Origin of the sequence: Candidatus Tisiphia endosymbiont of Piscicola geometra, assembly GCF_964026415.1 — a bacterium.
Taxonomy (GTDB): Bacteria; Pseudomonadota; Alphaproteobacteria; order Rickettsiales; family Rickettsiaceae; genus Tisiphia.
Genome location: NZ_OZ032144.1, coordinates 1313956 through 1334612 on the forward strand (window position 1 = coordinate 1313956; position 20657 = coordinate 1334612).

Annotated in this window: 17 protein-coding genes and 5 pseudogenes; 5 read left to right on the forward strand and 17 right to left on the reverse strand. The window is 32.0% G+C overall.

The genetic code is table 11. The features are described from left to right. The first annotated feature begins 304 nt into the window (after nucleotides 1–304). Together ltrA and AAGD26_RS06240 are read left to right on the forward strand one after the other, a co-directional pair. Entirely contained in the window at nucleotides 305–1567 is a 1263-nt protein-coding gene (gene ltrA, locus AAGD26_RS06235) for a group II intron reverse transcriptase/maturase (RefSeq protein ID WP_341751141.1), read from the forward strand. Nucleotides 1568–1631: 64 nt separating this feature from the next. Further along, nucleotides 1632–2099: pseudogene (locus AAGD26_RS06240) on the forward strand (IS3 family transposase); the annotation flags it as partial. A 122-nt stretch (nucleotides 2100–2221) separates the two neighbouring features. Here the strand turns inward: AAGD26_RS06240 and AAGD26_RS06245 are convergent. Continuing rightward, nucleotides 2222–3172 (reverse strand): hypothetical protein, encoded by a 951-nt coding sequence (locus tag AAGD26_RS06245; RefSeq protein ID WP_341751533.1) that lies wholly within the window; start codon nucleotides 3170–3172, stop codon nucleotides 2222–2224. A 225-nt stretch (nucleotides 3173–3397) separates the two neighbouring features. After that, nucleotides 3398–5050 (reverse strand): biotin--[acetyl-CoA-carboxylase] ligase, encoded by a 1653-nt coding sequence (locus tag AAGD26_RS06250; RefSeq protein WP_341751534.1) that lies wholly within the window; start codon nucleotides 5048–5050, stop codon nucleotides 3398–3400. Between the two features lie 365 nt (nucleotides 5051–5415). On the opposite strand from AAGD26_RS06250, the pseudogene AAGD26_RS06255 reads away from it, so the two are divergent. Together AAGD26_RS06255 and AAGD26_RS06260 are read left to right on the forward strand one after the other, a co-directional pair. After that, a pseudogene (locus tag AAGD26_RS06255) lies at nucleotides 5416–5935 on the forward strand (IS6 family transposase); the annotation flags it as partial. A gap of 199 nt (nucleotides 5936–6134) precedes the next feature. Beyond that, entirely contained in the window at nucleotides 6135–6383 is a 249-nt protein-coding gene (locus AAGD26_RS06260) for a hypothetical protein (protein ID WP_341751535.1), read from the forward strand. 28 nt (nucleotides 6384–6411) lie between these two features. On the opposite strand, the gene AAGD26_RS06265 is transcribed toward AAGD26_RS06260, so the two are convergent. The 4 genes and pseudogenes from AAGD26_RS06265 to AAGD26_RS06280 form a co-directional block, all read right to left on the reverse strand. Next, nucleotides 6412–7197: a BPL-N domain-containing protein gene (locus tag AAGD26_RS06265; RefSeq protein WP_341751536.1), complete on the reverse strand. Its 786-nt coding sequence runs from the start codon at nucleotides 7195–7197 to the stop codon at nucleotides 6412–6414. Between the two features lie 21 nt (nucleotides 7198–7218). Continuing rightward, nucleotides 7219–7812 (reverse strand): energy-coupling factor transporter transmembrane component T family protein, encoded by a 594-nt coding sequence (locus AAGD26_RS06270; protein WP_341751537.1) that lies wholly within the window; start codon nucleotides 7810–7812, stop codon nucleotides 7219–7221. Continuing rightward, a pseudogene (locus AAGD26_RS06275) lies at nucleotides 7809–8483 on the reverse strand (energy-coupling factor ABC transporter ATP-binding protein). The gene AAGD26_RS06270 and the pseudogene AAGD26_RS06275 overlap by 4 nt, the downstream one beginning before the upstream one ends. Before the next feature lie 51 nt (nucleotides 8484–8534). Beyond that, nucleotides 8535–9077 (reverse strand): biotin transporter BioY, encoded by a 543-nt coding sequence (locus AAGD26_RS06280; RefSeq protein ID WP_341751538.1) that lies wholly within the window; start codon nucleotides 9075–9077, stop codon nucleotides 8535–8537. A gap of 863 nt (nucleotides 9078–9940) precedes the next feature. Here AAGD26_RS06280 and AAGD26_RS06285 point away from each other — a divergent pair. Beyond that, nucleotides 9941–11078 (forward strand): annotated as a pseudogene (locus AAGD26_RS06285) (IS110 family transposase); the annotation flags it as partial. 8 nt (nucleotides 11079–11086) lie between these two features. On the opposite strand, the gene AAGD26_RS06290 reads toward AAGD26_RS06285, so the two are convergent. The 11 genes and pseudogenes from AAGD26_RS06290 to AAGD26_RS06340 all read right to left on the reverse strand — a co-directional run bounded on the left by AAGD26_RS06290 (nucleotide 11087) and on the right by AAGD26_RS06340 (nucleotide 20586). After that, nucleotides 11087–12124, reverse strand: a complete 1038-nt coding sequence (locus AAGD26_RS06290) for an IS630 family transposase (RefSeq protein WP_341751303.1) — start codon at nucleotides 12122–12124, stop codon at nucleotides 11087–11089. A gap of 315 nt (nucleotides 12125–12439) precedes the next feature. Beyond that, nucleotides 12440–13411: a hypothetical protein gene (locus AAGD26_RS06295; protein WP_341751539.1), complete on the reverse strand. Its 972-nt coding sequence runs from the start codon at nucleotides 13409–13411 to the stop codon at nucleotides 12440–12442. Between the two features lie 376 nt (nucleotides 13412–13787). Next, nucleotides 13788–14078, reverse strand: a complete 291-nt coding sequence (locus AAGD26_RS06300; RefSeq protein ID WP_341747889.1) for a hypothetical protein — start codon at nucleotides 14076–14078, stop codon at nucleotides 13788–13790. A gap of 154 nt (nucleotides 14079–14232) precedes the next feature. Next, the gene (locus AAGD26_RS06305) at nucleotides 14233–15744 is read right to left on the reverse strand and encodes an NADH-quinone oxidoreductase subunit M (protein ID WP_341751540.1); all 1512 of its coding nucleotides are present in this window, start codon (nucleotides 15742–15744) and stop codon (nucleotides 14233–14235) included. A gap of 35 nt (nucleotides 15745–15779) precedes the next feature. Then, entirely contained in the window at nucleotides 15780–17267 is a 1488-nt protein-coding gene (gatA, locus tag AAGD26_RS06310; RefSeq protein ID WP_341751541.1) for an Asp-tRNA(Asn)/Glu-tRNA(Gln) amidotransferase subunit GatA, read from the reverse strand. 3 nt (nucleotides 17268–17270) lie between these two features. Further along, complete coding sequence (gene gatC / locus AAGD26_RS06315; RefSeq protein WP_341751542.1) at nucleotides 17271–17573, reverse strand: Asp-tRNA(Asn)/Glu-tRNA(Gln) amidotransferase subunit GatC; 303 nt, start codon at nucleotides 17571–17573, stop codon at nucleotides 17271–17273. A gap of 131 nt (nucleotides 17574–17704) precedes the next feature. Then, nucleotides 17705–18265: a ribosome recycling factor gene (frr, locus tag AAGD26_RS06320; protein ID WP_341751543.1), complete on the reverse strand. Its 561-nt coding sequence runs from the start codon at nucleotides 18263–18265 to the stop codon at nucleotides 17705–17707. Between the two features lie 3 nt (nucleotides 18266–18268). Next, nucleotides 18269–18988 (reverse strand): UMP kinase, encoded by a 720-nt coding sequence (pyrH, locus tag AAGD26_RS06325; protein WP_341751544.1) that lies wholly within the window; start codon nucleotides 18986–18988, stop codon nucleotides 18269–18271. 174 nt (nucleotides 18989–19162) lie between these two features. Beyond that, nucleotides 19163–19630 carry a type II toxin-antitoxin system RatA family toxin gene (locus AAGD26_RS06330; protein WP_341751545.1) on the reverse strand — a complete coding sequence of 156 codons (468 nt, stop codon included), beginning with the start codon at nucleotides 19628–19630 and terminating at the stop codon, nucleotides 19163–19165. A gap of 7 nt (nucleotides 19631–19637) precedes the next feature. Further along, nucleotides 19638–19724 (reverse strand): annotated as a pseudogene (locus AAGD26_RS06335) (DUF1674 domain-containing protein); the annotation flags it as partial. A 64-nt stretch (nucleotides 19725–19788) separates the two neighbouring features. Next, the gene (locus AAGD26_RS06340) at nucleotides 19789–20586 is read right to left on the reverse strand and encodes an isocitrate lyase/phosphoenolpyruvate mutase family protein (protein WP_341751546.1); all 798 of its coding nucleotides are present in this window, start codon (nucleotides 20584–20586) and stop codon (nucleotides 19789–19791) included. Nucleotides 20587–20657: the final 71 nt, after the last annotated feature.

The window sequence follows — 20657 nt, forward strand, 5'->3', positions numbered from 1 at the left end:
AGGAGGTGATGTTGCTTTGGGATAAATTTAGCGGGAACCTGTTTACTGGCTAGGTGGCATCCGGCATAGAGGTGGCGTGAGCTTAAGTCAAGGCTTTCAAGCTGAACACGGGAACCTGTGCAACGATGTTAAAGGAAAGGTACAAGCGGAAATAAAACCGTGAGGCTGATAGTACTGATGCGTATACACAGGGGCGGACAGACATGTAGTAATGATGAAGTTGCTGTAATGGCAATGGAGTGAAGGTGTCTGACCATTTTAGCTGTTCATCACAGTGTCAACTAAATTTATTTAGGAGGAGCTTATGAAGACAGTAAAGCCTTTTGAAATTTCTAAGCAATATGTATGGCAAGCATACCAATGTGTTAAGAATAATAAAGGTGCAGCAGGAGTTGAACAACAAACTATGGAAGAATTTGAGCGAAACCTAAAAGATAATTTGTATAAGATATGGAATCGTATGTCCTCAGGCAGCTATTTTCCTCCTGCAGTAAAAGCTGTGCCTATTCCAAAGAAATCAGGTGGAGAACGAATCCTTGGGATTCCAACTATTTCGGATAGAATAGCACAAACTGTAGTGAAGATGGTACTTGAGCCATTAGTTGAGTCCATATTTGACGAAGATTCATATGGTTATCGCCCAAAGAAATCTGCACATGATGCCATAGCAGTTACAAGAGCAAGATGCTGGAAATATGACTTTGTTGTTGAATTTGATATCAAAGGTTTGTTTGATAATATCGATCACAAACTATTAATGAAAGCATTGGAGAAACATTGTAAGTGCAAATGGGTACTACTTTACGTACAAAGGTGGCTTAAAGCACCATTGCAAGATAAAGATGGAAATATTATTATGCGCGATAAGGGAACACCTCAAGGAGGAGTGATAAGTCCAATATTAGCAAATTTATTTTTACATTATGTATTTGATGCATGGGTAAGAAGAGAAATGCCAAGTGTAGCATTTTGTCGTTATGCTGATGATGGTTTACTCCATTGTCAGAGTCAAGAACAGGCAGAATATGTGTTACAAGTTATTAGACAACGATTCCAGGAATGTGGCCTTACGATACATCCTGATAAGTCGGGTATTATATATTGTAAGGACAATAATCGTCGTGATGAATATGAACGAATCAGCTTTGACTTTCTCGGATATAGTTTTAGACCAAGAAGATGTGTAAACAAACAAGGCATGGTTCATCCAAATTTCTTACCTGCGATAAGTAATAACTCTAAGAAAGCAATCATACAAACCATAAGGAGTTGGCACATTCAGCTTAAGAATGACAAGTCCTTATCTGAACTTTCGGAAATGTTTAAAGCTGAGTTAAGAGGTTGGTATAACTATTATGGGCAGTTTTATCCATCGGCAATGCACAACATATGGAAGCACCTGAATTGGTATTTGGAGCGGTGGGTTAGAAGAAAATATAAGAAACTTGCATGGCATAAAAGACGTGCAAGAGAATATCTAAATAGATTAGCAAATCTTAATCCTGAAGCTTTTATACATTGGAAATTAGGAATATATCCAAAGGCTAAAATGGTGGGAGCGGTGTGAGCTGAGAGGTTCACGCACCGTTCTGAGAGGGGCTGAAGCTGCAATGCTTCAGTCTACTCACCCTTATGTTCGAACTAATTCGGGATTTATGTACATGGCGGCAATTATAGATTGGCATAGTAGAGCTGTGTTGAGTTATAAATTGTCAAATAGTATGGATGTAAGTTTGGTAACTGAAGTATTGCGGGATGCACTTAACAAATATCCTGCACCGCAGATATTTAATAGTGATCAGGGCAGTCAATATACTAGTCATGAACACATTGAAATTTTACAAGAGCATAACATTAAAGTTTCGATGAATGGTAAAGGAAGAAGTATTGATAATATAATTATGGAGAGGTTTTTCCGAACTTTAAAATATAATTGTATATTTATTAATGATTTTAAAGATGTTAAAGAGCTAGAGCGTGGTATTGATGATTACATCAATCACTATAATTATAGAAGATTTCATTCAAGTATTGGTTACAAAAAGCCCATGAATGTCTATCTAAATTCTATGCAAAATTATGAACAAATTGCAGCTTGAAAAATGCAAAAATGGGAAACAAAATTATTATTTTTTTTGTCTTGATTTTTCAGTCCAGTATCAGCTAGAGGAATTGTTATTATATAAACTGATAAATTACATGTTTTAAGGCTATTATTAGTTTAATTAAGGTTATGAATTTTCTTAATCATACGCTTATCAATGTTATCAAAATAGCTACTTTCAATAAAAAGCTGTCCGTCCTCTAAGTTCATTTGTTTATGAGTTTGTGCGAACAAAGTAGCGCCATATTTTCTTGCAGGATAGTCAATATTTAAGGCCTGCTGTTTATTAAAACGGGAATCAACTCCCATAAAGCGTAAAATAAAAGCGGCTCTTTTTGCCAAAGGCCCATCTTTAAGACGAGAGCTTCTATGAATTACATTTTTATTGAACAAGAGTACATCTCCCACTTCATAATCCTCTTCAATCTTATGAGTTTCTAAAATGTCCAATATAGCGGAAGAATTTAAAAAACCATGTCTAAGGGCATAATAATCTTCTAAGCTTGTTTTTACTCCCTTTTCTTCCTTCTTTTCAAGGGTCGATACGATTGCAGGTTCAATCTTTTCATAAATAACTTTTCCGCAAATAATACTTTGTGATACATAAGCCATTCCTCCAGCTTGTTTTTCTACGTAAATTGAGTTAAGTGGTATCCATATAGTGCAACCAAAGTTTTCTAATTTTTGTATGGCAAACGTTTGTATTCCTACATGCCAAGGAAAACCCGAACTCTTATTTTTTTCAATCTCAATAGCCATATCAAAAGCAAAAAACAATTCCTGCATTCCTGTAATCGTTAATAGAGTTTCTTGGAAGAATGGTTGAGATATTAATTGATACATCTTATCTTGCTGCTGTGTTAGCTCGTATCTCATTCTCTCGTATCTCATTCTACTGACAAAATCTTTGAAATGGCTATCCTGCATTTCAGATTCTGCTCTTTCTTGTAGAAATGATATAGCATTATCGTTTAAAAATTTGCTTAACTTAACAAAACCATGTTGTTTAAAGTGTTCAACATGGTGATTTTGCAATTTAAAATCCTTGTTATCAAAGTGATTTAACATAGTTTAGCCCTGTAAAATTTATAAGATAAAACAGATTATTATTGAGACTAAATCTCAACTACTTTAATAGTCATATGTTACCCTACCTAATCAGCTATCAGTTATTAGATAACAAACCTTCTATCAAGAGTTTGCTTCCTATAGAACTTGTAGATAATTATATATTGTCGGTAAACATTTTTAGCTCAGAAGTTCACATAATCCTTTACAGATTATATTACTAGACTACATATATATTGAATCGTTGTAATCAATACTTATTTTACCATTAATTACTTCATGAATTGAATCAGAATCAATCAATAAACTTCCTACATCGCCTAATCCAATTAATTTACCTATTAAGTTAGTTTTTGTATCTTCATCAAATACTTTAACTACAGTATTTAAAAATGCTAAATTACTTTCTATATCAGCCTTACTATATTCATATCCATATTGACTAGCAGTAGTAATATTTAAATATAAGTTTTTTTCTAAGAGTAAAAATATTTCTTCTACAGAAAGGTTAGACTCAGAATTAACTGCTATTTTTAAAGAAGTAATAGGTTGATTTACCTCCTTTAAAGATTCTTCATCCTGATTAATATTAATTCCTATTCCGATAAGACATATTTTATGGTTATTATAATCTAAAATTTCGGTTAAAATTCCTGATACTTTTTTTCCTTGCACTTGTACATCATTTTGCCACTTAATTTTTATTTCTTGAGTTACACCACATTCTTTAAGTGTATTTAATACACTTAAAGCCGCAATTTGGTCTAATTGTAAATCATTGAGTTTATTTGGATGGGGTAATAAAAAAGTAGCTAAAATACTTTGCTTTCTTGGAGAAATCCCATCACCAGAAAGACCTATACCTTCGTTTTGATAATCTGCAACTACTACCTTCCAATCATTTTGTATTAAATTAAGATGATTTTTAGCATAGACCTGTGTTGAATCTATAGTGTCAAAGTGTATTTTACTTATTAATTTTTCTAATACGGATGTATTTGAAAGAGCTTGTTCTATTTCTTTGCCCCGTAAAATTCTACCATTAAAAAAACTTTTTTCTTTTTCCGTATTTTTAATAGTTAGTAATAATTCTCCTTCATTTCCTATACCTTTTATAAATCCTACAATATACCGATCGGGTGAGTCAGATGTGGTATCAAAAATTATAGGTAAATTATCAAATTTTTCTAAGTGTTGTTCGATAGGTACTTTAAATATCTTAAAGTTGTTGATAATTAAAGAATTAATATTTGTTTCAAAAATATTGGACAGTTTGTAAATAACTTCTTTTAAGTCATAATTTCTTCCTGTTTCTATTTTCATAGAAGTAGCAGGTTGTAATATATTAGATAAATGTTTGTACTCAGAATTTACATTAATCCCTATACCAGTTAATACAGATACAAAGCCTCCTCTATCTTCATTTGTGCATTCGCTTAAAATTCCGCTTACTTTTTTTTGATTTATTAGGATATCATTTGTCCACTTTAAACTGCATTTGATATCATAACTTTCTAAAACTTGAGTAACTGATAATCCTACGATTGGGGGTATATATAAAACTATCGTGCTAACTTCTTGTTTTAAAAAAAAGCAATAAGTAGCATATACATTAAGACCATATGGTGATTCCCATTTTCTATCGTGCTGTCCTATTCCACCAGATTGTCCATTTGATGTATATAAGTACCACTGATCAGGAACAGGAATAAGATTGTTAACTTGCTCGCGAGCTAAAAGTTGAGTAGAAGGAATTAAGTCATAATGATAATTTATAAGTTTGGTTCTAGAATTTAATACAGTTTCTGATTGACTATATGTAATCATAGTATTTTGTGTTATGCTTTTCTCTTGGAGTAGCCCTGCTTGATTTTTCATAAAATTATCTATTTTTAATTAGGTTGATTTATAATCATACAAATTATAAATCAACTGATCTTAAGGATGTTGATATATGAATGGTAAAATTAAGAAACCTCTTTATTTTACTTTATATAAAGTAAGGTATATTTTTTAATTTGCAAAGTATTTTCTTATAAAAAATAACGTAGATATTAAGTTTAGTGGCAAATATACAATAAACTTATACGCAATTACTGGTTCGCATCTGTTTTAAATGGTAGAAAAGTAGGTTAAATAAAAGATATATCTATGCCATTTCATATTGCTTTAACAAACTGGTTTAAAGAAGGTTTTATTTTTACCATAGTTCACTACCAACAGTTTGTTTATGTTATTACATAATGCTTAGCATTTTGTTTGGTGCTTCAGAGTTGCTAAAATATTTTAAAGAATTTTGTTCTTCACCAAAAATAATTATGTTATTGTGTACATGAAGCAATTATCAGGGGTGAGAAAATAGAGCATGCTACTCTACAAAGGTGGGTAATCAAGTTTGTAAAATTAATAGACATGCAAGTTAGAAAATACAAGAAACCTATTAGTAATAGCTGGCGGATGGATGAAACATACATTAAAGTAAATGGTGAATGGATATACCTTTATAGAGCAGTTGATTCATTAGGAGCTACTATAGACTTTTTACTATGTAAATACCGAGATAAAGCAGCAGCCAAAGCATTTTTTCGTAAAGTATTTCAATATAATGGTCGTCCTGATAAAGTAGTAATTGATAAAAGTGGTAGTAATATCTCAGCGTTGAACAGCATTAATAAAGACGTACCAAACGACCAACAGATTCAAATTTTGCAAAATAAATATCTGAATAATATAGTCGAACAAGATCAGCGGTTTATCAAGAAATGAACTAAACCAATGCTTGGTTTTAAAAGTTTTCGTTCTGCTGCTATTATACTCTTTTGCTTCTACGAATTGTTTTTTGAAAATATCATGGATTCGCATGCTCACGTACTAATATGTCATATCTTTACCCACATCTTTTTAAATAGGTTATACATATCCGGTTTAAATATCAAAAATGTATTTTTAAAGCCTAATAAGTATGCCACTTTTAAAAGATGTGGGTAAAGATATGACTATATGTGTACGCCTAGTACCTCGATTTGGTAATGCCTGCTACTATCATGATTTTGATTCTATCGTCTATCAACTTTTCATTTACAAGCAGTATACTATCACTGGTATAGAAAATATTCATATAATTCAAAAAAGACAAATTACTGGAGCTAATAATAATTTTTTTACTTTTGAGAATTTTGTTATGCTCATGGCAATAATGTCCAAAATCTGAGGTTTTACGACTTTTGCTAAACCACGATTTACAAATGAACCTTATGTCGTGTACTAAGCCCTAAATATTTAAAAATAACACCCGCGAATTTAATTTTATCAAATTCACTTTGTTCTAATTCAGATACAATTTGAGCATGAAATTTATCATTCATATTTAATAACTTTGTAGAATACTCAAAGTGTACGGCAGATAAAATCACATTTCCCTTATTATATTTGATTTTTAAAACTGCTGGTAAAACTGACTGGTCTAGAAATTGATAGTATGCAAGAGTGTTTATATTTTTATATAATTGAGTATCTACAAAATAAGAACCTCCATTATAATAAATCATAATTTTTTTAGATAAAGAATTATCGTCTATAGCTAACTTAATTAATGCTGCACGTACACCACTATTATCGTCATAATTGTATTTTGCAAGGACAGGGCCGATAGTTTTGTTGGGAAAAAATGCTAATTCTCTTTCTCCTAAAACTTCTAAAGAACCATCTTTATCAAATTCTACAAATCCTGAACCGTAATACGCCCCGGCACAAATACCTAAATAATTACCTCCAATTTCTACATAATCTTTTATAGCTTTATTTCCTTTACCATTAAGTTGTTTAGCATAATATATATCCCTCCCGCCGGGTATTATTAATAGAGCAGCTTGATTTGACCATTTGTTTTCTATAATTTCTGAGGCACTAATGAAATGTATTTTATAGTTGGGTAAAACAATTTGCTTTAGTGTATACATAGTGTGCTTAATAGATTCGATAGACACTCCTAAATCATTATATAAATATATGATATTCTTCTTCATTCTATAAATATAATTAGTTAATTACCAAGAACGTGATTCAATAGCTTCAGCAATATTTTCTGCCGTTTTTAGAATTTTTATAATTGTAGGAATTATAGTTGCAATAAAATTACGTTCTAAACCACGGGTACGCTGAGCTACACTTATTTCCTGAAAGATACTAACAATCACAGGAATAAATCGTATGGCAAGAGATAGGGATAGACTTATTTTCTTATGATTAATCCCAACATAAGATAATAAAATTAAAATTTCATTAAGGCTATCAATCATTTCAGATATACGTGTTGTAAGTGTTATCAATGAAGCGAAAAGTAATAATGTTGCGAATCGAATGATGACTTGTACTCCTATTATCCAATTATTGGTAAATATATGAACAAGTAGAATAATTAATAATATAATAATAATCTGGCGTAATTGAATAAATAATTTTTGTAGTGGTATTTTAGCTATAAAATATAAAAAAAATGTAAAAAATAAGCTTATACTAAGCAAAAATAAATTAGATACTAAAAATAATCCGCTTGAAAAAACGACTAGAGAATATAGCTTAATCCTTGGGGATAAGCGATGGATAGGAGAGTTATATTGATAATAAGTATCTAAATTCATATCATCATATTTTTATATAAAGGTATAGTAATAGAAGGATGATCATCCCCAACTATTCGCCCTTGATCAAAAACAATTACACGATCAAAGTTTGATAATAATTCAAGGTCATGAGAAATCATAATAACAACTTGCTTTAAATCTTCTATTACTTGGAAAATATTTTTTTTATTTCTTAAATCTAAAAGCGTCGTAGGCTCATCAAATACTATGTAATCAGGTTTCATAACTAATACCCCGGCAATAGCTAATAACTGCTTTTGTCCGCCACTAAGAAGATGAGATGGAGATTTACGCAAATTATGTATATTATATAAGGATAAGATTGAATTTATACTTTGCTCAATCTTATCTTTATTGTAACCAAGATTCTTTAAACCAAAAGCAAGGTCTTCTTAAACTATTGGAAAAACAATTTGATTGTCTGGATTCTGAAATACAAATCCAACTTTCCGTCTTATTTCTTTACCAAATTTACGTGTATCTAAACCATCAATTGTTACAAGTCCAGTAGTAGGTAGTTTAATGCCATTAAGAAGTCTTGCAAATGTACTTTTTCCACTACCATTTGCTCCGACTATACCAATCTTTCTTTCACCTAATATTAAACTTATATTTGATAAAATGTCATAATTATTAACACTGTAACTAACATTTTCAATTTTTATCATATAGACTTTATAGCTTTACTTTCACTAATATTAAAATTATAAAATAAAAACTTAATCTTGTATTATAGGGTAAGAACGTTTTACTACCATTGTTATAGTAGTAGCAATAATTGCTTTAATAACATCTCCTGGGATGAATATCATGCTTCCAATAAGAGCTTGATTTATAGGAATATTAGTAATTATATTAAGCCATAAAATACCTATAATATACATAATTAGTATGCCTCCAATTATTATATATATAAAAGCACTAATATTAGTTAAATTAGACCAATTTTTTTTAAATAAAAAACCAATAACAAACGCTGCAATCGGCCATCCTAAAAGAAATCCACCACTAGGGCCTAAGATTGATCCTAAGCCTCCATACCCACCAGCAAGAACTGGAAGACCAAGTGATACTATTACTAGAAAAAGAATTTGAGATAAAGCACCTCTTTTAGCTCCTAAAATACTGCCAGAAAGCATAGCTCCTAGAGATTGTACACTTATAGGAACACCAATAACAGAAATTACGATACCAGGTATGATACCTAACGCAGCTGTAATTGCAGCAAAAAGAGCTATGCAAACTATATCCTGAGTATTCATTAATTTATATCTTCAATTTCATTTAGCAATTAACTTTATAAATCAAATATATCATTTTTATTTAATAATCAAGTTTTTTAATTATTAAATTACCTTAGTTCGACGTAAGAAAAAGTATTTGAAAAGTAAGAAGGGAGTGATTATAAACTTCTTTAACCGTGACAAAACGTGTGCTTCCTTAAACTTGGTATCCATTCACGACACCGGTCAAAATTTAATCATTAGTCTATTTTATATTCAAAAACTCACCCTAAAGACGCAAAAACCACAATCTTAAATTTAAAAAACTTATATGACATTATCCTATAGTTAAATTTTGGTCGGAGTCGTGAATAGATATTAAACTTGACTCTAAGCATATACTAGTTGTAATACTTTTGAAGCGATAGCTGAAGTAAGAGATACAATTGTTATGCATACATTACAAATAAAAAATACTAAAGTACAGCTTGCAAACATGCAAGTTGCATTTGATGAAGTAACTGCTAGGAGTCTGTCGGAGATAACTAATTAATTATATTTTGAGCTATTTTTAGGCAAGGCAAGCACCAAACAAAATGCAATAGCATTATGTAAAAACATAAACAAACTGTGGGTAATGAGCTATTAACCTCAAGGTATAGTGTTTGGAATCATTCTGTGTTAAAGTTGCAGTTAGCCGAGTTGGTTAAAGAGCTATAACCGGCAGTCTCAATGGTGCGGTATAAATAGCCCGTTGACAAGCATGGTTTTGGAGCTATTGGTAATATCATTGATGGCATTATGTGTTTATAATACATAAGAGACCTCGTTTAGGAGATTAATTTTTTCATTTAATACTCCAACTTAAAATTAGCTCGGTCTAACTATAGGAGGAGATTTATATGACAAATAAAGATAATAAACAAAAATTATCTGTAATTAATCCTGATACAGCAGGTATCGATATTGGGTCGAAAGAGCATTACGTTTGCGTACCAGTTGATAGGGATGCAAAGAATGTGCAAAAATTTGCTGCTTTTACCAGTGATTTAAGAGAAATGGTCGTTTGGTTAAAAAAATGTGGGGTAAAGACGATAGCTATGGAATCAACGGGGGTATATTGGTTACCGGTATTTCAGATTTTAGAGACTAGTGGCTTCGAAGTTATATTAGTGAATGCTAGGCATGTAAAAAATGTACCTGGACGTAAAACGGATGTAGCTGACTGTCAGTGGTTACAACAACTTCATAGCTATGGGTTGTTAAGAGGTTCATTCCGTCCAAAAGATCAAATATGTGAATTAAGAGTTCTTACTAGACAAAGAGACAGGTTAACAAAAAGTGCTACAACCCATGTAAATCGTATGCAGAAAGCACTTAATGAAATGAATATCCAGCTACATCATGTAATTAGTGATATAACAGGGGTAACAGGAATGAATATAATAAAAGCAATTATAGAGGGCGAGAGGGATGCAAACACATTAGCAGCATTTAGAGACTATCGTATAAAAAGTGATGTTAAAACCATTATCAAAGCACTCGAGGGAGATTATCGCAAAGAGCATCTTGTAGTATTAAAGCAAGAATTAGAGATTTATGAATTTTACCTAAAACAAATCAGAGAATGTGACGAAGCTATAGAATCATGCTACAAAGAATTTGATAAACGTGGTGATGGTGATGTAACAAATAAGCAACGCAAGAACAAAAATTCCCCCAAGTTCGATTTACAACAATCATTATATAATGTCGCAGGAGTAGATTTTACCCAAATCCCAGGTCTTAGTGAATTAAGCGTGCAAACGATAGTATCGGAAGTGGGATTAGATATGGACAAATGGAGTACAGAGAAACATTTTACATCTTGGCTTGGTTTAAGTCCTGCTAATAAAATTACTGGTGGTAAAGTATTTGATACTAGAACAAAGAAGGTAAAAAATAAAGCCAGTATGGCATTTAGGATGGCTGCTCTTAACCTAGGTAGAGGTAAATCAGCACTAGCAGGATTTTTATAGACGAATCAAAGGTAGAGCTGGTATACTCAATTAACCTGAAGAGTTGGCAAAATGATTAAAAGTTATAGTCTGAAATTGGTCAGTTATAAGAGTAATCAAATTACCTTTGTATTTATCAATATTAGCAAAAAATCTATCTATAGCTTCTGAGAATTGAGCAAAATTATGGTAAAATTTATTATTTGTTACAATTCTATGCATAAATTTCCATAATCGTTCAATCGGATTAAGATTAGGGCTATAGGAAGGTAAAAATACTAATTCTATTTTGCTATTTACTAGATACTCCTTTACTTTCTTTGACTTATGATACCCAGCATTATAACAAATCAAATATATCTTCTCTTTATTAGGATTTTCTGCTTCTAATTTTTGTAGAAAATTGATTATATAATCACCGTTTACTTTAGGATTATCTGTGCTAACTAATTGCAAATCAGATAAATTAATTGCTCCTATTAAATGCTTCCTTTTCCAGCCACTAAATGTTGGTAAAGTTTTATTTTGATTCTTTCTGATCCAACCATAACGGGCTTTTGTTTGATACTGAGGATGAACGCTATCCATAAAATATATAGCTTCTTTAGCCTTGAGAGTACCTTTTAACAAACTATATTCTAGCTTAAATAGTTCTTGCTTATCTATATCAAGCTTGCCGGGTACGATCTTTGGCTTCTTATATACAAAGCCTAATCTGATTAATAGTTTTGTTACTCCTGCTATTGTATAGGTAACACCGTATTTTTCTTCTATGTAATTGCTGATATCTTTGGCATAAACATAATTACATATTTCTAAATGCTCTATTAACTCTTTCTCTTCTAGCTCACTTAGCTTACTTGCACTAACACCGGTAGCTGTCTCTAATTTATTAAATTTTTGATAATCTCTTACATGCTTTCTTATAGCTTCTTCACTTAACAGCAATGCTTCTGCTATTTCTCCATAGCTCCAACCTTTATCATACAGCAAAACTGCCTTAATTCGGTCACATACTCTCCTATCTCGTTCATTACCATGACCTGACTTCAGTACCGTTCTTTGTTCAGATGTTAAAATATTTCCCATTATCATATTCTAGCTTCTTTCTTCTCTTCCTTCAACTCTTCATTTACGAGCAGTATACATCTATACAAATGTATGATATGGATTGGTTTATAACAATTCTTATGTCACTTTTGGTTCTAAAATCATCCACTAGGGTGAGCCATTCAAGACTAGTAGTAGTTTTTTCAAATATATCAAACGGGAGTATTCTAGTAAGCTGCTTTATCTCTTGAAATCATAGCAGTATACTCAGGTAGAACTTCAAGAATTGGCGTTCCCGCGACCAAAGATCGAAGCTGCTCCGTTACTCATGTACGCTACGCCGCTCGACTTTGGCTACTGCCTAGCTCTTCTTGAAGTTATACTATCGTCTACCAACTCTTCATTTACGAGCAGTGTATTACTCAAACTTAGTTCTTTTTGTAAATTTTTCCATAAAAACTGATCTGATTGAACTAATTTAATCAATTTATCTAGGGATACTCTATCTTCATTACCATTTCCATGGATTAGTACTATATCACCATCTTTAACTGTCTCATGTTCAGGAAGCTTATGTATCCACGCACTTGCACCTAATTGTATTAGCCCATAAGAAGTTAATATATCTAATATTTCTTGACTGGCTACTAACCCAGGAAATCTAAAAAATGGAGATGGTAATTCGCCCATTTCAATTAGCAAGTGTTCGGTTTGTAATATTTCATTTTCTATATCAGTATTTGGCAGTAATAAAAAATTGTCTGTAAAATCTTTATCAGGGTAGAAAATATGACTAAAACTATGATTAACCCACGTGATTTTTATATTTTGGGTTGGAAGAGTTTGTAACCACATAAAGTCTTCTAGATGTGTTGCTATCCATAAACCACTTACAGCTATTAATAGGTTTATTTCTTGACTTCTTTTAGCAGTTTTTAAAATTGCATCAAATAAATTATGTTCTAACCTTTTTATTGATGGACACATATCTATGGATAAAAAACATCCTTTGACTCCTGGAATATTCTTGAGCCCTTGATTCTCTCTACTATCTTTTATATTATTAAAATAATACAATGATCTATAATATACAGAAGATTCAAGTTCCTTTAATGAGAAATATCTGCCATCTTGATCACTCTTACGGTAAGCACATAAGTTCTGAGCGACTATCTTAACTTCTAGAGTATTAATATTAACTATTACAAAATAGTCCTCATTACTCCTGTTAAATGACCGAATTACAATAAATGACTGATTATTAAATATGCATGGTATATGAGATGTTTTTTTGTAATTAAAGATTAATTTATTTGTTTGTTGCATAAACCTCTTTTTCTTATTACATATTGGAAATTAGGTACAAACTTATAACACTAAAACCTCACTGTTTCATGACTTAGTATAATCCCATGATAGACCATTAGTACCCTACATTTTTTATATAACCACTATTAAAATGGCTACTGATCGTCTATTAGCGAGGAGTCGCGAAAAAGCGGCAACGCGGCAATCTAGGATACGCGAAGCGTTACTCTAAAAAAACAGCTTAGCTGTTTACCTAGATCGCCACGGCATCTAAAGAGCCTTGCTATGACGATTATAGAAAAATGTAGGGTACTATGAGACGCCCCTACACCACATGGAATGTTGAACTAGGATATAATACTCCTATACTCAGCAAAGCATGTGAACTTAGGGTTTACTTGGTTTTTGTTGGAGTATTTTGATCAGTCTGTTGATCTAACTGTTGATTTGACTGCTCTTGTTTCAAAAGCTTACTTTTTTCCTCTATTGAATTAAGAAAGAAATAAGTAAACGTTAGAAACCCAACCAAAAGTGGGATAACAACAAATATAATTGCCTTTAATTTTCTAGCCGATTCTTCACGATCTAAGCGGTTTTCTCTTTCTTCTTCTGTTTCTTCAATCTTTTCTGTTTCAACATTTAATTCGTTAGTAATAATTTCTGAATTTAAATTATCTTTTAACATTTGTATAACCTATTAATTCTATAGTTAAGAAAGATTTTAATAAACCCTAGCATAGTTATTTGAGTCCTACAAGTAATAATATAAAATTAATTTATAAATATCTAAAAAAATTGTTAAATCATTAAAATAATAATAATTAAGTTAATTTAAGTAATTATTTTACAACACAAGGTATTTGTGATAAGATTTTATGAGTTGATAAATCCAGTATGTTCATAATTGTATTTGGTAACAAACCTAAATAAATTATTGCTACACAAAGCGGCATAATTGCAAGTATCTCATAAAGATATAGATCTTTAAAGCTTGCAACCTGATCGTTAGTAATTTGTCCTAACATTACTTCTTTGTAAAGTTTTAGCATGTAAACAGCCCCAAGAATAATACCAACAGCACTTATCATAGCTATCACTACATTAGCTTGATAAATACCTACCAAACTTAAAAATTCTCCTATAAAACCGCTAGTGCCTGGTAAACCTATAGAGCCAAGCATGGCAATCATGAAAAAGGTGGCAAGTATTGGCATTTTATTTGCCACTCCACCATATTTGTCTATTTCCTTAGTATGCAATCTATCGTACAAAGTACCAATTATCAAAAACAAAGCAGATGCCACAGTACCATGACTAATCATTTGATATACGGCTCCCTTAATCCCAGCTTCTGTTAAGCTAAAAATCCCTCCAGTCACATAGCCCATATGAGCTATCGATGAATAAGCTATCATCTTTTTCATGTCTCTTTGAGCCAGTGCTACTAGTGAACCATATATTACAGCAAAAATACTCAGCACTAATACATAAAATGCAAATTCTTTTGATATATTTGGAAACATTGGTAATGATACACGTAAAAAACCATATGTTCCAAGTTTTAACAAGATACCTGCCAAAATGACAGACCCAGCCGTTGGGGCTTGTACGTGTGCATCAGGAAGCCATGTGTGGAATGGTAGCATAGGCACCTTTACTGCAAAGGCTATAAAAATTGCCAACCACAAAACTTTCTGCACCGATAACGCTAATGAAGGTAATAATTCGTTCAGTTCAAGCATATTAAAGCTATGAACTTGACTGTAAATATATATGAGTGACAATAAGAAAAATACCGAACCAAAGAAAGTATACAAGAAGAACTTTACAGCCGCATAAATTCTATTCTCACCTCCCCAAACTCCTATAATTATGTACATAGGGATTAATATTACTTCAAAAAACAAGTAAAATAATAGTAAATTCATTGAGCAGAAAGCCCCAATGCAAAAAGACTCAATTAATAAAAAACAAAATAAGAATTCTTTGATATATTTTTTGACGGTAAATAAGCTAGCTATAATACAGATAAGGGTTAAAAAGCTTGTCAGAACAACAAAGAATATTGAAATTCCGTCAACTCCAATGTGGAATTCAAGACCTATAGATTGAATCCAACTATAGCATTCTACAAATTGATAAAGTTTTGATGTATTATCAAATTGAACTAATAAATAAATAGTAGATATTAGGGTTAGGATAGAGCTTAAAACTGCGACATACATCGCATAAACTTGTTTATTTTGGGCTTGCTTATTTACTGACCTACTTTGGTTGATAAATAGCAGAATATATAATGCACTTACTAAAGGCAAAAAAATACTTATTGATAAGATCGGTAACCCGGACATTTTAAGCTCTAATAATCAAATTAACTCCGATAACTTTAGCGTTTATTAGAATATACAAAACTAATATCTCTTGAACCACGCTCAATTGCTGCTGCTACCTTTAGAGTATTATATTCATCAAGGGCTTTTCCTATTACTTGCATGCCAAGAGGCAAACCTCTAGAAGATAATGCAGCAGGTACAGAGCAACAAGGAAGACCGGCAAGACTAGCTGGAATAGTAAATAAATCGTTTAAATACATTGTCACAGGATTATCTTGTTTCTCACCTAAGTTAAAAGCTTCGGATGGTGTAGATGGCAAAATTATTGCTTCAACTTGTGAAAAAGCTTTCTTGAAATCATCTGAAATCAAGCGTCTTATTTTTTGGGCTTTTAAGTAATAAGCATCCATAAAAGCAGATGAAAGTAAATAAGTACCAATCATAATACGTCTTTTAACTTCAGCACCAAAGCCAGCAGTTCTTGTTTTTTCATACATTTCCTCAATGGATATTCCCTCATTTCCTACCCTGATTCCATATCTTATACCATCATATCTAGATAAATTAGATGAGGTTTCAGCAGGTGCTATAACGTAATATGCAGCTAGAGCATATTTAGAATAGGGTAATGAAATATCAATAATTTCTGCCCCATCGTTTTTTAGAATATCAATAGTATGCTGCCACATCTTAATAATATCCGGTTGTATACCATCTTGTTTCATAATATCAAATGGTACACCTATTTTCATGTTTTTTGCACTACTATTACATGCCGATCTTAGCTCTAGTATTTCAGAGTTTATAGAAGTAGAATCCTTTTCATCAAAACCAATCATGGCTTGTAGCATTAAAGCAGTGTCTTCAACAGTTCTTGTAAGTACTCCAGCTTGGTCAAGCGAACTGGCGAAAGCAATCATACCATATCTAGAACAACGACCATATGTTGGTTTGAATCCGACAATCCCAGTATAACTGGCAGGTTGGCGAACAGAACCTCCTGTATCACTTCCAAGAGCTGCCATAGCTAAAAAGCTACTGACAGCAGCTGACGAGCCTCCAGAAGACCCACCAGGGACTACCGGGGTTGTAGGTGCATCTATCGCTTTCCAAGGACTAATAACGTTACCAAAATAGCTAGTAATATTAGCCGATCCCATGGCAAATTCATCCATATTAGCCTTACCAAGCATTATTGTACCGTGATCTTGAACATTTTTACTTACAGTAGATTCATATGTTGGTACAAAGTTGCTGAGTATTTTTGAGGCGGCAGTAGTTAGTACTCCTTTTGTACAAAAAAGATCTTTTACAGCAATAGGAATTCCTTCTAAGGATCTTGCTATTCCATTATGATAATTTTGATCAGCAATTTTAGATTGCTCTAAAGCAATATCTGTAGTTTCAGTAATATAAGCATTTAACTCTTTATGTTTGTCCATTTCTTTAATATGTGCTTTAGTCAGCTCAACACACGAAAATTCTTTATTCTTTAAGGCTTTAAGGGCTTGTGTGATGGTTAATTTTATAATTTCCGACATATTTTACTCTACTACTTTTGGGACAACAAAACATTTTACTTCTTTGGCAAGTTCTGCCTTATCATTAGGCACATTAGCAAATAATTCATCAGAAATGTCACCATACAATACTTGGTCTTTTCGCATTCTTTGGTGCATATCACAAACAGAAGTAAGTGGTTCAACGTTACTACAGTCTACATCGTTTAAAATGTTGATCATATTCATCATCTCAGTTAATTGATGGGCAAAACTGCTTATCTCTTTTTGGGTAAAATTAAACCTAGCAAGTTTTGCTATTTTTTGTACTTCTTCATTTGTAATCATTATATACCTTAAATATTATAGTCATTATAGCATGAAATATGTTTGCACTAATAGTTTATGGCTATTTTATGAAAAAATATACCTAAGTCATTTAGGTGGCATCTCTTTGAGGAATGACACCTATTTTAGACTTAAATAGTCAGTATTTCTTGTTCTTTTTGTTTAACATGTAAGTCTACTTTATTACTATATTCATCAGTTAATTTTTGGATTTCTTCTGATAGGTTATGTTGTTTATCTTCAGTTATGATACTGTTTTTTTCTAACTTTTTTAAATCTTCATTACCATCCCTTCTTATATTACGCAAGGCAATTTTAGTATTTTCTCCATATTTGTGAGCAAATTTAACAAGTTCTTTGCGGCGTTCTTCAGTAAGTAACGGTATTGTGATTCTTATTAGCTGTCCATCTGATGATGGGTTTAGACCCAAATTTGTATCTATAATAGCTTTTTCTACAAATTTTACTATAGATTTATCCCACACTTGTACAGTAATAGTTCGTGCATCTGGAGTTGAGAGACTTGCTACTTGCGACAATGGTACTTTATCGCCATATGCTTCAACCAATACAGGGTCAAGTAAGTTAACTGAAGCTCGACTAGTTCTGAGTCCCTTGAGTTCGTGATCTAATACTCTTATCGAACTATCCATTTTTGATTGTAATTCTTTACGTATAGTTGCTTTATCCATACTTTATTCACCTTCTTGAATTTTTGTATATTCACCTTTTCCTTGCAGTACTTTTGCAAAATTACCTTTCTCTTTAATAGAAAATACCTTAATTGGCAAGTTGTTTTCTCTAGCCACAGCAATAGCAGCAATATCCATAACTTGTAAATTATCTTTTAAAAGATTAGTATAACTTATAGTAGAATATTTCACTGCATTAAGGTTCTTTGTCGGATCTGCATTATATACACCATTAACCTTAGTACCTTTTAGTAATAAATCACAGCTCATTTCAATTGCTCTTAAAACAGCTGCACTATCAGTAGTGCAAAATGGATTACCAGTACCGCCGGCAAAAATTACTACTCTACCTTTTTCTATATGTTTTTTTGCTTTACGACGTATATAAGGCTCACAAACGCTCATCATAGGGATTGCAGAAAGGACTCTAGTATGAACACCCAAACTTTCCATAATATTTTGTAGAGTAAGTGCGTTTATTACCGTGCCAAGCATGCCAATATAATCACCAGCAGCTCTTTCCATGCCAAATAAGACATCAGTGCCACGATAAATATTGCCACCGCCAACGACCACACATACTTCTATTCCAAGATCAATTGCTTCCTTTATATCTTCAGCAATTCCTAAGATTATAGAGTACTCATGACCAAATTGTTTGTTGCCCATTAAGGCTTCGCCAGAAACTTTTAATAGGACTCGTTTATATTGCAAAGAGGACATAAATTAAACTCTTGGTTTTATAAATTTTCTATGTAAACCCTAAATACACTCTCGATGTACCCCAATTCGGGATAAGAATTAGTTAATTCTTATCCCGAATTCGCATGATGTCATTCCCACGAAGGCAGAAATCTATAGTATCTAATAGCCTTTTAGGCCATTTTGATCCCTATTTCAAGAGTAGTTTGCTAAGTTTATTTTAGTTAACATAGTATCTGCCCTTTTTTCAAATGCATCAACCATTTTTTCAGTAGCATCAGTAAAAAATATATTAACTAACTTGTCAACTATTGCAAATTTCATCTTAAAATCAATAAAGAACTCTATTTTACTACCAGTATCTTCTTGAGAAAATTGCCATAAATTTTTTAAATATTTAAATGGTCCGGAGATTGCCTCTACTTCAATGGAATATCTTTGCTTATTCAAATCATTTGAGTATATAATTCTTGATTGATAATTGTCTGAAAAACCTTTTAACTGAATTACTAATTCAGCTATAATTTGATTCTCACTCTCTGAGATGATTCTAGCCGCCCTACACCATGGTAAGAATTCGGGATATGACTTTACATCAAGAACTAAGTGAAATAATTCTTGTACATTATATGGTAGGATTTTGGCTTGATGAAAACTTGGCATAAATTCTTTAAAAATCAGTTACTCTACCTTTATGCTGCCAATCTCCGTGGGTAGTGGGTTCTTGACCTTTAAAACCACCTATTTCCTTTGGCTTTTCTTTTTCATCTTTTATGGTAGTGTCTTTTTTGTTATCCATAATATATACTAGTCCTCTCCTATTACGTCTTTTTATTTGTATCTATATATGTTAACACTTCAGTTGCAGATTTATCCAATTCTTGCATCACTGCAATATATGGGAAAGGACCGTAACTAATTCTAGATACACCTAAATCAACAAGGTTTTTTACTGTCGTTATATCTTGCACCATTATATTGACAGGAATAGGTGAAAATTCACATAATTGTTTTATAAAATTATAATTTGCTAAGCCTGGTGCAAAAAACCCATCAGCTCCAACTTCTGCATAAGCTTTGCTTCGTTCTATAGCTTCTTTTAAGTCTTGTTCATTATGCTCAGATGTATCTTTTTGAAGAAAGATATCCGTTCTAGCATTAATAAACATATTAGGCAATAACTCCTTTATAGCTTCTTTAATTGCTTTAATTCGTTTACATTGTTCTTCTATAGAGTATCTTGCCTTTTCTTTCCCAATAATTTGATCTTCAAAATTTATACCAATTGCCCCTGTTTTAATTACGTGTTCAACATTCTCTATTAAATCACTTAACTTCGATGCAAATCCTGATTCAAAATCAAAACTCACAGGTACTTTGACTTTTTCAATAATATTCTTTAAATTTTGCAAGGCTAATTTAAGTGGGAATTTCTCACCATCTTCATAACCATAAGATTTTGCTACTGCCCAGCTACTTGTAGCTAATGCTTTTGCCCCGGACTTCTCTACAATCTGTGCTGAACCAACATCCCAAATATTATACAATACTAAAGGATTACCCTTTTTATGAAGTGTTTTAAACAAGTTATCTTCTATTTCTGTGAATTTTCTTTTCATACTACATATATCTCCTTCTGTTTGAGTTAGTTTTTTTTCATTGTTGTTTTTTCCTTAATAATATATTGTTA